The organism is Streptomyces sp. NPDC023541 (assembly GCF_055559995.1).
Genome location: NZ_JBVHJO010000007.1, coordinates 351437 through 364209, shown reverse-complemented (window position 1 = coordinate 364209; position 12773 = coordinate 351437). Strand labels below are relative to the sequence as shown.

Below are 12773 nucleotides of genomic sequence, written 5' to 3'. Positions count from 1 at the left end.
CACCGGCCCGTGCCGCCGTCCATGTCACAGGGCGTCGGGCCACCTCGTCTCAGGGACGTAGCCACTGACGACGACGGAGGAGCACACCATGGACGCGCGACTGAACTACTTCGCCAGCCCGACCGCCGGCAAGGCCCTCAAGCACCTCATGTCGGCAGGCAAGGCGGTCAAGGACTCGCCGCTGCCGGCCGCGACGCAGGAACTCGTGGCGCTGCGCGTGAGCCAGATCAACGGCTGCGCGTTCTGCATCGACATGCACACCAAGGACGCCACCGCGGCCGGCGAGACCCCGGTACGGCTGCACCTGGTGGCGGCGTGGCGGGAGGCCGCCGTCTTCACCGAGGCCGAGCGGGCCGCACTGGAACTGGCGGAACAGGGCACCCGGATCGCGGACGGCGCCGGCGGGGTCGGCGACGAGGTGTGGGCGAACGCCGTCAAGCACTACGACACGGAGCAGCTCACCGCCCTCACGCTCCTGATCTCCTTCATGAACATGGCCAACCGGCTGAACGTCATCGCCCAGCAGCCCGGGGGCGACTACCAGCCCGGGCAGCTCCACTGACGAGGGCCCCGCCCTTGCGACGGGCGGCCGTCGGTCCGGATGATCACCGGAGGACGCCCGCGCCGGTGAACACGGCCGGGCCGGAGGACTTCAGGGGGAACCAGGCATGAGCAAGGTCGAGGAATTCGAGGAACTGCGGTCGCTGCTGTTCTCGATCGCCTACCGGATCCTGGGCAGCGTCGGCGAGGCCGAGGACGCCGTGCAGGAGACGTGGCTGCGCTTCGACGCCACGCAGACCCGGCCCACGTCGACCAAGGCCTTCCTGTCGGCGACGGTGACGCGCATCTCGATCGACGTACTGCGCTCCGCGCGCGTGCGGCGCGAGCAGTACACCGGCCCCTGGTTCCCCGAACCACTGCTCAACGACCCCTACGAGGACCCCGCGCGGGCGGTGGAGCTGGCCGACTCGGTGTCCGTGGCGGCGCTGCTGCTGCTGGAACGCCTCAGCCCGCTGGAGCGGGCGGTGTTCGTGCTGCGGGAGGTCTTCGCCTTCGACTTCGACGAGGTCGCCGCGGCGGTGGGGCGCTCGGAGGCCGCGTGCCGCCAGCTGCTGGTGCGGGCGCGCCGGCACATGGACGCCGGCCGGCCGCGGTTCGCGGCCGACCGGCGCGAGCGGCGGGAACTGGCGACGCGGTTCTTCGACGCACTGAAGGACGGCGACGTGGGCGGGCTCCAGAACCTGCTGGCGGCCGACGTACAGCTCGTCGGCGACGCCGGCGGCAACGCCCCGCAGCTGGCCAAGGCCGTCACGGGCGCGGCGAACGTCGCCCGCCTGCTGGCGGCGGTCTACCCCTGGCTGATGCGGATCGACGTGACGTGCGAGCCGCACGAGGTCAACGGCGAGCCCGGCGCGATCTTCCGCGACCGCGACGGCAAGGTGCTCCACGTCATGGCCCTCGACGTGCTCGACGGCCGGATCCGGACCATCCGCGGCCTGAACAACCCCGAGAAGCTCACCCATGTGGGCCCGGTCGCCGACGCCTGGGCCGTCGCCCGCGAGCTGAAGGAGGCGCGCCGCCGGACGACGGCCTGACGATCAGACGGCCCGGCCGAAGGAGGCGGCGAGCCGGGCGCCGGTGTGGCGCACGTCACTTCCGGATGCCGCTCATTCTTCGGCCCGCCGAAGGTCATCACTACAACGGCACCCTACGAAGGAGACTCGCCATGGCCGACACCGTGAAGGGCCCCGCCAGCTACTTCCCGTCGATCGAGAAGAAGTACGGCCGGCCGATCTCGGAATGGAAGGACCTCATCAGGTCCTCGCCGCTGACCAAGCACATGGAGCTCGTCGCCTGGCTCAAGACGGAACACGGCCTGGGTCACGGCCACGCGAACGCCCTGGTGGCCGACACGCTGGCGGAGCGCAACTAGGCGCCGGGCGGGGCCGGGGGGCGCGGCGGTGGCTTCGGGAGGTCGGGAGCCACTCGGGCGGCGGCGGGGAGGCGCGGGGGCTTCGGGCGTCTCCCGCCCCCGAAGCCCCCCAAGCCCCCCAAGCCCCCGCCCCCCGAGGCCCCCAAGCCCCCGCCCCGCCCTACCCCCGTCCCAGCAGGACCGTGCCCGAGGAGCAGAACCAGCCGCCTGTGCCTGAGGTCAGGGCTACCTGGGGGAGGTCGCCGCCGGGCTTGGTGACCTGGCCCGCCCCCGCCTCGCCGCGGAGTTGGCGGACCGCCTCGACCAGCAGGAACAGGCCGCGCATGCCGGGGTGGCAGGCCGAAAGGCCTCCGCCGTCCGTGTTGACCGGGAGTTCTCCGTCGCGCAGCAGGCGGCCCTTCTCCACGAAGGCCCCGCCCTCGCCCTTCGCGCAGAAGCCGAGGTCCTCCAGGGTCACCAGGGTCATGTACGTGAAGGCGTCGTAGATCTCCGCGAGGTCCACGTCCGCCGGGGTGAGCCCCGCCCGTTCGAAGGCGATGCGGCCCGAGACGGCGGCGGGGGAGACGGTGAAGTCCTCCCACTCCGACATGGTGGTGTGGGACACGGAGGTGCCCGAGCCCAGGACCCACACCGGCGCCTTGGCGGTGTCGGGCACGTGGTCCTCCGCCGCCAGGAGCACCGCGCAGCCGCCGTCCGAGCGGATGCAGCAGTGCAGCTTCGTGAAGGGGTCGGCGATCATCTCGCCGGACAGGACGTCCTCGACGGTGATCGGGTCGCGGAACATCGCGTCGGGGTTCGTCGCCGCGTTCGCCCGGGCCTGTACGGCGACGGAGGCGAGCTGCTCCAGGGTCGTCCCGTACTGGTGCATGTGGCGGCGGGCGGCCATGGCGTACTTGGAGATCAGCGTGTGGCCGTACGGGACCTCGAACTGCAGCGGTCCGCGGGCGCCGAAGGAGAGGTTCGAGGTGCGGCGCCGGGCCTTGATGTCGGCCCGGGCCGTGGATCCGTAGACCAGCAGCACGGCATCGGCGTGGCCCGCGGCGATCGCGTCCGCCGCGTGCGCGGCCATGACCTCCCAGGTCGAACCGCCGACGGAGGTGGAGTCGACCCAGGTCGGGCGCAAGCCGAGGTATTCGGCCACCTCGACCGGTGCGAGCGTGCCGAGGCCGGCCGAGGCGAAGCCGTCGATGACGGAGCGGTCGAGGCCGGAATCGGCCAGGGCGCGCCGGGCGGCCTGTGCGTGCAGTGCGTAGGGGGTGGGGCCGTCCACCCGGCCGCAGTCCGAGAGGGCGACACCGACCACCGCGACCCGCCGGCCGGGGCGGGGGGCGCTTCCAGGTGTGAGTCCAGGCATGCGAGGACGGTACATCTGACGTATCGTCAGATGCTAGGCCCCGGCCGCCGTGCCTCGACTCCGACCCCTGGGCCGCCTCCGGGGCCCCCGGTCCGCGCGCAACCCGCCGCCGTCGCCCCCTGTGCATCTCCCGCCCGCCGTCCTAACATGACGGCCCGTCAGATACGGGGAGGAGCCCGACGATGGATGCCGCCTTCACCGCGGAGCAGGACGAGATTCGGCGTACCCTGCGCGAGATCCTGGGCAAACGCTGCGGCCCCGACGAGGTCCAGGCCGCCGTCCGCACCGCTGCCGGATACGACCGCGAGCTGTGGCAGCAGCTCTCCCGGCAGCTCGGGCTGCCGGGCATCACCGTCGCCGAGGAGTACGGCGGGGTCGGCTGCGCCCCCGCCGACCTGGCTCTGGCCTGCGAGGAGACCGGGCGGGTGTTGCTGCCCTCGCCGCTGCTGGCCACCGCCGCGCTCTGCGTGCCCCTGATCGCCGCCCTCGGCACCGCCGCCCAGCGCTCCGCGCTGCTCCCGCCGCTGGCGTCCGGCGGGCTGACCGCCGCCCTCGCCGTCCCCGGCCCGGCGCTCGCCACCGCCCTCGCGCTGACCGGCGAGGACACCGCGGGCCGGTGGTCCGGCGGCGGCCGGGCCGGCGGGGTCCAGGCCCGTGCCGACACGGACGGCGACGGCTGGCGGCTGTACGGGGAGGCCGCCCAGGTGCTCGACGGGCACAGCGCGCGGTTACTGCTGGTCGCCGCGCACACCGGCGGCTTCGCGCGCAGCCGTACGCTGCTGTTCCTCGTACGGGAGGACGCGCCCGGCCTCGTACGGTCCCGGCAGACGGTGCTCGACGAGACGCGCCCACAGGCACGGATCCAACTCCGCCACGTACCGGCGGAGTTGCTCGGCGAGCGCGAGGAGGGGGCCGACGTGCCGGGGGCCCTCGCCGCCACCGGGCGCACCGCCTCGGCCGTGCTCGCCGCCGAGGCGGTCGGGGCGGCCGGCCAGGCGCTCGCGCGCACGGTGGAGTACGTGTGCCGGCGCGAGCAGTTCGGCCGGGTGATCGGCTCCTTCCAGGCGGTCAAGCACCGGCTCGCCGACCTCTACGTGCAGGTCCAGGCGGCCCGCTCGGCGGCCTACTACGCGGCCTGGGACCCGGACCAGGGCGGGCTCGCACTCGCGCAGGCGCTGGAGGCGCTGCGGCTGACGGCGGGAGAGGCGATCCAGCTGCACGGCGGCATCGGCTTCACCTGGGAGCACGACGCGCACCTCTACTTCAAGCGGGCGGCCTCCGACGAGCTGCTGTTCGGTCCGGTGCACCGGCTGCGGGCGCATGCCGCGGACCGCGCGGGCCTGTTCGCGCCGGCGCCCGCCCCCGTACCGGCCGCCGCCACCCCGCCCGCGCCCGGATCCGCCGCCGCGGCTCCTGCCGCGTCCCCGCCCCCACAAGAGAAGGTGGCCGTCTGATGGCTCGCGTGGCTCCCGGCGTCAGGCTGATGCAGAAGGTCTCCTCGACCATGCTGTTCGCCAAGATCGCACCACACTTCATCCCCGCCATGGACAAGGCGGTGCACAGGCTCACCCGCGGCAAGGTCATGCTGAGCGCCCGGATGCTGCCCGGCGTGCTCCTCACCGCCAAGGGCGCGCGGACCGGTGAGCCGCGCACCACACCCCTCGCGTGCATGCCGGAGGACGGAGGGAGGAGCTGGATCCTGATCGGGTCCAACTTCGGCCGGCCCGGGCACCCGGCATGGACCGGAAACCTGCTCAAGCACCCGGACGCGCACGTGAGTTGGCAAGGGAGGGACATCGCGGTACGGGCCCGGCTGCTGGCGGGTGAGGAGCGCGCGGCGGCATGGCGGGCGGTGCTGGGGTTCTGGCCGCCGTACGCGACGTACCAGGCGCGCATCGAGCGTGAGATCCGGCTGTTCCGCCTGGAGCGTCGCTGATCCCGGGCGGGTGGTGGCGCCGGTGCGGGGCCGGCCGGGGGCGGCGGACCCGGAGCGGGTCCGCCGTTACCTGGTCGGCTTCTTGCCGGTGATGCCGAGGTGGACCAGCAGTGCCAGGTTCGGCTTGAGCTCGGCCTGCTTGACCCCCCAGGCCTGGAAGCCCTTCTGGTGCGAGGCGACCGCGGCCAGCATCGCGACCAGCGAACCGGCCATCGCGGCGGGGCTGACGTCCTTGTCGACCTTGCCCTTGGCCTGGAGCTCCTTCACCGATTCCGTGAGGGAATTGGTGACCGAGTTCAGGATCTTCATGCGAATCTTGTAGAACCGCTTGTCGCCCTCGGCCGCGCCGAGGTCGACCACGCGCAGGATCGCGTCGTTGCGACGCCAGAACTCCAGGAAGCCGTCGACGAGTTCTTCGGCGGCTGACCACCCGGACTTGCCGACCCAGGTCCGGCCCTCGACGAGCGACGTCAACTGCGCGCCCTCGGTGGCCATTTGTTCGGCGATCTCCAGGACGGCGCCTTCGACGTCCGGGAAGTACTGGTAGAAGGTCGCGGGGGAGGTGCCGGCCTTGCGGGCGACGTCGATCACCTTGACGTCGCGGTACGGCGAGGAGCTGAGCATCTCGCCGAGGCAGTCGAGCAGCTTCTGCCGCGTCGCCTGGCCGCGCCGGCCGGCGACACGCCCGTCGACGGTGCGTACTTGTCCTGTCATGCCGTCAGCTTACCGAGGGGTGATCGGCGCGCTATTCGGCCGCCTGCAAATGGGGTTACGGGGTCCCTGGCCTGGGTGGAAGGGCGTCCAGGGCGGCCGCGGAGGCGGATTCCGGCCGGTACGGCGCGTGGTCACGGCCCGGGTACGGCGCGTGGTCGCGGGCCGGGTGCCACCGTGCTGCAACCCCCGCCGTGTCGCCTGGTTCCGCGCGGTTTCCCCCGAATAGTCTTATCAACAGGCTGTGGACAAGTTTTCGGACGGATCATGGCTGGGAGAGGGTGGGAGGGTACACACCCCCGCAGAACGGAAGGAACCGGGCCCATGGCCGCATTCGTGGAAGGCGTACCGTGCTGGGTGGACGCCTCGCTTCCGGACGTCGAGGCGGGCAAGCGGTTCTACGGCGAACTCTTCGGATGGACCTACGCGGACAGCGCGGGCGCCCAGTACGGCCACTACACGCAGGCCTACAGCCGGGGCCGCAACGTCGCCGCCCTCGCCCCCAAGCCCGACGGCCGGATGCCCACGGTCTGGGGCGTCTACCTCTACACCACCGACGCCTACGCCTGTGCCCAGCGCATCCGCGCCGCCGGCGGCCAGATGGTGATGGACCCCATGCCGGTCGGCCCGTACGGCACCGCCGCGATGGCCGCCGACCCGGGCGGAGCCGTCTTCGGGCTGTGGCAGCCCGGTACCCACCACGGCTTCGAGGCCCAGCAGGAGCCGTACACCTACTGCTGGAGCGAGGTCTACACCCGGGCCCGCGACGCCGTGGACGTCTTCTACGCGAAGGTCTTCGGCTACGTCCCGCAGGACCAGGACGACGCCGGGGTCGAGTACCGCATCTGGTCGCCGCCCGGCAGGGCGCCCGGCACGGACACCGCCGTACTGGGCCGCAGCCTGATCACGGACGCCTTCCCGGAGATCATGCCGGCGCATTTCCTCGTCTACTTCGCAGTCCCGGACTGCGACCAGTCCGTGGCGACGGCGCAGCGGCTCGGCGGCCGGGTCACCGCGGACCCCTTCGACACCCCCTACGGGAGGATCGCGGTCGTCGCGGACAATCAGGGGGCGGTCTTCGGGCTCCTGTCGGAACCCCGCACCAAGGCGGACGGATAGCCGCCGCGGACGGATCGCCGGGCAGATCACACCGGGCTGCTCGCCGTGCCGGGGCCGGACCCGCCCCGGGCCTGACAGAATCGGGTTGCGCGACCCGGGCTGCGCCCCGGAGTGAGACGCTGCACGGGGCAGGGCCCCGTGCCGGTGGGAGCGGGCCCGGTGGGTGGCCCGTACGGGGAGGTGTGGAGGCGAGTGGTGGAGCAGCTGACGCAGCACGACCCGAGACGGATCGGCCCCTTCGAGGTGCTGGGACGGCTCGGCGCCGGCGGCATGGGGCTGGTCTATCTCGCGCGGTCCGCGTCCGGACGGCGGGTCGCGATCAAGACGGTGCGGACCGAGCTCGCCGAGGACCAGCTGTTCCGCGTGCGGTTCACCCGCGAGGTGGAGGCGGCGCGTGCCGTGTCCGGCTTCTACACGGCCGCCGTCGTCGACGCCGACCCGCGGGCCGCCGTGCCGTGGCTGGCCACCGCGTACGTCCCGGCGCCCTCCCTGGAGGAGATCGTCAACGAGTGCGGGCCCATGCCCGCGCAGGCCGTGCGGTGGCTCGCCGCCGGCATCGCCGAGGCCCTGCAGTCCATCCACGGCGCCGGCCTCGTCCACCGCGACCTGAAGCCGTCCAACGTGCTCGTCGTCGAGGACGGCCCGCGCGTGATCGACTTCGGCATCGCGAGCGGTGTCTCGAACACCCGTCTGACCATGACGAACGTCGCCGTCGGCACCCCCGCCTACATGTCGCCCGAGCAGGCGAAGGACTCGCGCAGCGTCAAGGGCGCCAGCGACGTCTTCTCGCTCGGCTCCACGCTGGTCTTCGCCGCGACCGGGCACCCGCCGTACCACGGGGCGAACCCGGTGGAGACGGTCTTCATGCTGCTGCGGGAGGGTCCGAACCTGGAAGGGCTCCCCGAGGAGCTGCGGCCGCTGATCGAGTCCTGCATGCAGATGGACGCCTCGCTGCGGCCCACCCCGGCCGACCTGCAGGCGCAGCTGGCCCCGCACCTGTTCGACGGCGGCGACGACAGCGGCACCGCGTCGGCATGGCTGCCCGGCCGGGCCGTCGCGATGATCGAGGCACGGCGCGCCGGCAACCGTACGCCCGCCGCGGCGGTGCCCGCGCCCGGCCGTGACGGTGGCGGCGGTGGCGGCGCGGGAGCCCGCGGGCCGCTGTCCGAGCAGGCGACGCACCGCCGTCCGCGCGGCGGCGAGGGCTGGGTGGACCCGCGTACCGGTCAGGCCGTGCCGCAGCGTCCCCACCACCCGCCGCGGTCCCCCGTGCCCTCGGGCGAGCCCGTACGCCTGGGCGGCTCGCCGGTGCCGATCGGGCCCGGCCCGTTCGCGACGGCCGCGGCGTCGGCGGCGCACGCCTCCGCCGGGGACCCGGCGACCGGCTGGGTGCGCTCGCCCGACGGGTCCGCACCCGCCCATGCGACCGGACCGGTCGCGCCGTCCGTACCGAGCCCCGGCCCGGCGCCGGACAGCGGCCGCTGGCGGCCGTGGCGCTTCCGCATGTCGAACGAGGTCTGGGGCACCCCGACCGTCGCCGGCAACCTCCTGTACGTGACCTCCTTCGAGGTCCACGCGCTGGACGTGGCCAGTGGCCGCCGCCAGTTCAAGACACGCGACGTCGCCTGGTCCATGGCGGTCGCCGACGGCCGGATCCACGCCTCCGACGGGCCCTCCCTGTACGCGCTCGACGGCTCCGACGGCTCCGAGCGGTGGCGGCTGTCCACCGACGCCTGGGTGTACGCGCTGCGCGCCGAGCGCGGCACGGTCGTCACCGCCACGCGCGGCGGCGGCGTACAGGCCTGGGAGGCGTCCAGCGGACACAAGCTGTGGGAGCTGACCGGCGCGCAGAGCGACTTCGAGACGCCGGAGGCGGCCCCCGTCCTCCACGACGGCACGGTGTACGTGTGGCAGGACGCGCGGCTGCGCGCCCTGGACGCCCGCAGCGGCCGCGAGTCCTGGTCGTACCCGGTCGGTGACGCGGGCTCCTGCGGGAACGTGCCCGTCCGGGTCACACCCGCCCCGGACGGCAACGTCTACGTCGCGGCCGGCACCCGGGTGCTCTCGGTTGACCGGGCCTCGGGCCGGGTCCGCTGGCACTTCGAGGCCCCCGCCGTCTTCCTGGCCCCGCCGGCCTTCGCGCCGGGCGCGGCCGTCACGGGCGGCGGGGTCTACCTCGCCGACTACCTGGGCACCGTCTACGCCCTCGACGCCGCCACCGGCCAGGACCGCTGGCGGATCGCGACGGAGTCGCGGCAGTCCTCCGACCCGGTGCTGGTGGTGGGCGGCAACGTCCACCTGGGCGCGGGCAGCGCGCTGTACACGCTCGACGCGGTCACCGGTACCCCGAAGTGGCGGTTCGCGGCGGGCGGGGAGATCACGGGCCTCCCGGCGGTCGCGGACGGCCGGGTGCACTTCGGGTCGGCCGACCACTGCCTCTACACCCTGGACGCGGCGGGCGGCCAGCTGCGCTGGAAGCTGGCCACGGGCGGCGAGATCACCGGTGCCCCGGTCGCGGAGGCGGGCGTGGTGTACGCGTGCAGCAAGGACCGCTGCGTGTACGCCCTGGACGCGGCGAAGGGCACGGGCACCCGTACGAGCGGGTGACCCGACAGGGGTCGGGGACGGCCCCGCCGGGTAGCACCGCACCGGGAGTGACAGGATGTACCCCATGAGCAACGTCTACTTCGACATCAACATCAACGGCGAGTCCGCGGGCCGCATCGTCTTCAAGCTGTACGACGACGTCGTCCCGAAGACCGCGCGCAACTTCCGTGAGCTGGCCACCGGCCAGAACGGCTTCGGCTACGCCGGCTCCGGCTTCCACCGCATCATTCCGCAGTTCATGCTCCAGGGCGGTGACTTCACCAACCACAACGGCACCGGCGGCAAGTCCATCTACGGCGAGAAGTTCGAGGACGAGAACTTCCAGCTGAAGCACGACCGCCCGTACCTGCTGTCGATGGCGAACGCCGGCCGCAACACCAACGGCTCGCAGTTCTTCATCACCACGGTCGTCACCCCGTGGCTCGACGGCAAGCACGTCGTCTTCGGCGAGGTCGTCGAGGGCTCGGACCTCGTCGACAAGATCGAGGCCCTGGGCTCCCAGTCCGGCGCCCCCAAGGGCAAGGTCGAGATCGCGGCCTCCGGCACCGTCGCCTGATCACCACCCGCCTGTACGGCCGGTCGGCCCCGCCCCCACCCGGGGGCCGGGGCCGCCGCCGTTTCCGGCGAGCCCCGCGCACGGCCGACGGGACGCGTCAGCGCAGGCGGGGCTGCGGGGCCGTGCGGCGGTTCGTGAAGAGTTCCGCCTGTTGTTCCGGCCGGAGGTTGCCCAGGGCGATCAGTGCCGGGGCCTGGGCCAGGGCCTGGTGGAGCGCGGCCTGCTTCGCCGACCACAGGGCCCGTACGGTGCCCTGTACGGCCTGCGTCGGGAAGCCGGCCAGGGTCTGGGACGCCCGCAGGGCAGCCGGGAGCAGCCCGTCCGGCTCGGCCAGCTCCGAGACCAGGCCGATCTCGTGCGCCCGGCGTGCGGAGAGCCGTTCGGCCGTGCCCATCAGGGCCATCCGGGCGGCCTCGCCGAAGGGCATGCGCTGCGCCATGTAGACGGCCTCGTACGCGCTGACCATCCCGTAGGCGGTGTGCGGGTCGAAGAAGGTGGCCGTCACGGAGGCGATGAGGAACTCCGACTCGCCCAGCAGGTAGAAGGCCCCGCCGCAGGCCATGCCGTTGACGGCGGCGATCACCGGCTTCCACAGGTCGCAGGACTTGGGGCCGATCGCGAGGAGCGGGTCGTCGGCCGAGTAGGGCGAAGCGGGTTGCGGCACCTCGACGCCGCGGTCGATGCCGGTGCAGAAGGCGGCCGTTCCGGCGCCGGTCAGCACGACCGCCCGTACCTCCTCGGCGAACCGGAGCTCCCGCCACGCCTCGCCCAGTTCCGCGGCGGTGGCCAGGTCGACGGCGTTGTGCCGGTGTTCCCGGTCCAGGGTGACGACCGCGACCCCGGTGGCCTTGTCGCGGTCAACCCGCAGGGTCATGACTTCTCCAGGAGCCAGCGCGGCACCGTCATACCGCCCAGCTCGGTGAAGGCCACGTGGACGCGGGCGCCGATGCGCAGCCGGGCCGGGTCCACGGAGTCGAGCGGGGCGTCGGCGGAGGCCACCAGGTTCCCGGCGAGCCGGATGTGCGGGGCGTCGGAGAGCTCGACGAGGATCACGTTGTACGGGGCCTGCGCGGCGTAGGCGGGGAGCAGCGGCGGGTGGGGCCGGACGTAGGACCAGATGCGGCCGCGGCCGCTCATGCGGCGCCACTCGCCGGCGAAGGACCGGCAGTGCGGGCAGCAGGGGCGGGGCGGGAAGCGCAGCCGGCCGCAGTCGGTGCAGGTCTGGACGCGCAGTTCGCCCCGGGCGGCGTACTCCCAGAAGGGGGCGCCGTCCTCGTCGGGGACGGGCAGGAGCAGGCCGTCCGCGGGCACGGCGGGTGGGGTGGGTGTGGCGGAGGGAGCGGAGGTAGCGGACGGGGCTGGTGGGGCGGCGGACGCGTCGGACGTGGTGGTCATCGGTCAGCTCCTCAGCAGGATCGCGGACGTGGGGACGCCTTCGCCGGCCGTGACCAGGCAGGTCGCGGCGTCCGGAACCTGGGCGGTGGAGACGCCGCGCAGCTGCTTGACGCCCTCGGTGATCAGGTTGAAGCCGTGCACGTAGGCCTCGCTGAGCCCGCCGCCCCCGGTGTTGATGGGGAGCCGCCCGCCCAGTTCCAGAGCGCCGCCTTCGGTGAAGGCGGCTCCTTCGCCGCGCCCGCAGAAGCCGTAGCCCTCCAGGGAGAGCGGGATGAGCGGGGTGAAGGCGTCGTAGATCTGGGCGACGTCCACGTCCTGGGGGCCGAAGTCGGCCTGCTTCCACAGGTGGCGGGCGGCGGTCCAGGCGGGCCCGGACAGGGGGTCGTCGTTCCAGTAGTTGACCATGCCGTGGTGCTGGGAGGGCAGGCCCTGGGCGGCGGAGTGGACGTACACGGGCGTGTGGCGGCAGTCGCGGGCCCGTTCGGCGGAGACGACCACGCAGGCCAGCGCGCCGTCGGTCTCCAGGCAGTTGTCGAAGAGGCAGAGCGGGTCGCTGATCATGCGGGAGGTCATGTACATCTCGCGGGTCAGCGGGCGTTCGTACATCATCGCGGCGGGGTTCTCGTTGGCGCGGTTGCGGCAGGCCATCGCCACGTTGAAGAGGTGGTCGCGGGTGGCGCCGTACTCGTGCATGTAGCGCCGGGCCAGCATGCCGATCTCGTCGGCGGGGCGCAGCAGGCCGAAGGGCCGGGTCCACTGGCCGGGGGTGGGCAGCTGGACGGCGGTGTTCTTCCACGGGCGCGGGCCGGAGCCGCGTTTGCGGGAGCGCCAGGCGACGCCGACGGTGGCCTGGCCGGTGGCGACGGCGGCGGCGAGGTGGCCGACGGTGGCGCAGGAACCGCCGCCGCCGTATCCGATCTTGGAGAAGAAGGTGACGTCGCCGGCGCCGATGGCCTTGGCGACCTCCACCTCGTCGGTCTCCTCCATCGTGTAGGAGGAGAAGGCGTCGACCTCGGCAGGGTCGATGCCCGCGTCGGCCAGGGCCGCCAGGACCGCCCGGCAGGCGAGTTCCTTCTCGGACTGGGGCAGATGCTTGGCGAAGGCGGTCTGCCCGATGCCGACTATCGCCGTAGCGTCCTTGAGCGTTGCCGCCATCGCCACC

At 73.2% G+C, this 12773-nt stretch carries 13 protein-coding genes; 8 read left to right on the top strand and 5 right to left on the bottom strand.

Annotated features, from left to right (window positions below; genetic code table 11):
* Positions 1–88 precede the first annotated feature (88 nt).
* From ACZ3X1_RS20100 to ACZ3X1_RS20090, 3 genes are all read left to right on the top strand, one after another.
* Positions 89–562 carry a carboxymuconolactone decarboxylase family protein gene (locus ACZ3X1_RS20100; RefSeq protein WP_467280483.1) on the top strand — a complete coding sequence of 158 codons (474 nt, stop codon included), beginning with the start codon at positions 89–91 and terminating at the stop codon, positions 560–562.
* A 106-nt stretch (positions 563–668) separates the two neighbouring features.
* On the top strand, positions 669–1595 hold the full coding sequence (locus ACZ3X1_RS20095; RefSeq protein WP_356813002.1) for an RNA polymerase sigma-70 factor: 927 nt from the start codon (positions 669–671) through the stop codon (positions 1593–1595).
* A 131-nt stretch (positions 1596–1726) separates the two neighbouring features.
* Positions 1727–1933, top strand: coding sequence for a DUF4287 domain-containing protein (locus ACZ3X1_RS20090; RefSeq protein WP_356813001.1), 207 nt, complete (start codon positions 1727–1729; stop codon positions 1931–1933).
* Positions 1934–2093: 160 nt separating this feature from the next.
* Here ACZ3X1_RS20090 and ACZ3X1_RS20085 read toward each other — a convergent pair whose 3' ends face one another.
* Positions 2094–3287: a thiolase C-terminal domain-containing protein gene (locus ACZ3X1_RS20085; protein WP_356813000.1), complete on the bottom strand. Its 1194-nt coding sequence runs from the start codon at positions 3285–3287 to the stop codon at positions 2094–2096.
* A gap of 182 nt (positions 3288–3469) precedes the next feature.
* On the opposite strand from ACZ3X1_RS20085, the gene ACZ3X1_RS20080 reads away from it, so the two are divergent.
* Both ACZ3X1_RS20080 and ACZ3X1_RS20075 read left to right on the top strand, forming a co-directional pair.
* On the top strand, positions 3470–4741 hold the full coding sequence (locus tag ACZ3X1_RS20080; RefSeq protein ID WP_467280482.1) for an acyl-CoA dehydrogenase family protein: 1272 nt from the start codon (positions 3470–3472) through the stop codon (positions 4739–4741).
* The gene (locus ACZ3X1_RS20075) at positions 4741–5223 is read left to right on the top strand and encodes a nitroreductase family deazaflavin-dependent oxidoreductase (protein ID WP_390076340.1); all 483 of its coding nucleotides are present in this window, start codon (positions 4741–4743) and stop codon (positions 5221–5223) included. Before ACZ3X1_RS20080 ends, ACZ3X1_RS20075 begins: the two co-directional genes overlap by 1 nt.
* Before the next feature lie 66 nt (positions 5224–5289).
* Here the strand turns inward: ACZ3X1_RS20075 and ACZ3X1_RS20070 are convergent, their stop codons facing one another.
* Entirely contained in the window at positions 5290–5937 is a 648-nt protein-coding gene (locus ACZ3X1_RS20070) for a TetR family transcriptional regulator (RefSeq protein WP_356812997.1), read from the bottom strand.
* 321 nt (positions 5938–6258) lie between these two features.
* Between ACZ3X1_RS20070 and ACZ3X1_RS20065 the strand changes: the two genes are divergently transcribed.
* The 3 genes from ACZ3X1_RS20065 to ACZ3X1_RS20055 all read left to right on the top strand — a co-directional run bounded on the left by ACZ3X1_RS20065 (position 6259) and on the right by ACZ3X1_RS20055 (position 10216).
* On the top strand, positions 6259–7053 hold the full coding sequence (locus tag ACZ3X1_RS20065; RefSeq protein WP_356812996.1) for a VOC family protein: 795 nt from the start codon (positions 6259–6261) through the stop codon (positions 7051–7053).
* 192 nt (positions 7054–7245) lie between these two features.
* Positions 7246–9660 (top strand): protein serine/threonine kinase AfsK, encoded by a 2415-nt coding sequence (afsK, locus tag ACZ3X1_RS20060; RefSeq protein ID WP_467280481.1) that lies wholly within the window; start codon positions 7246–7248, stop codon positions 9658–9660.
* A 64-nt stretch (positions 9661–9724) separates the two neighbouring features.
* Positions 9725–10216, top strand: coding sequence for a peptidylprolyl isomerase (locus tag ACZ3X1_RS20055; RefSeq protein WP_356813957.1), 492 nt, complete (start codon positions 9725–9727; stop codon positions 10214–10216).
* Between the two features lie 97 nt (positions 10217–10313).
* Here the strand turns inward: ACZ3X1_RS20055 and ACZ3X1_RS20050 are convergent, their stop codons facing one another.
* The 3 genes from ACZ3X1_RS20050 to ACZ3X1_RS20040 form a co-directional block, all read right to left on the bottom strand.
* On the bottom strand, positions 10314–11090 hold the full coding sequence (locus ACZ3X1_RS20050) for an enoyl-CoA hydratase/isomerase family protein (protein WP_467280479.1): 777 nt from the start codon (positions 11088–11090) through the stop codon (positions 10314–10316).
* Positions 11087–11512, bottom strand: coding sequence for a Zn-ribbon domain-containing OB-fold protein (locus ACZ3X1_RS20045; RefSeq protein WP_467280567.1), 426 nt, complete (start codon positions 11510–11512; stop codon positions 11087–11089). Before ACZ3X1_RS20045 ends, ACZ3X1_RS20050 begins: the two co-directional genes overlap by 4 nt.
* Positions 11513–11614: 102 nt before the next feature.
* The gene (locus ACZ3X1_RS20040) at positions 11615–12766 is read right to left on the bottom strand and encodes a lipid-transfer protein (protein WP_467280476.1); all 1152 of its coding nucleotides are present in this window, start codon (positions 12764–12766) and stop codon (positions 11615–11617) included.
* Positions 12767–12773 lie beyond the last annotated feature (7 nt).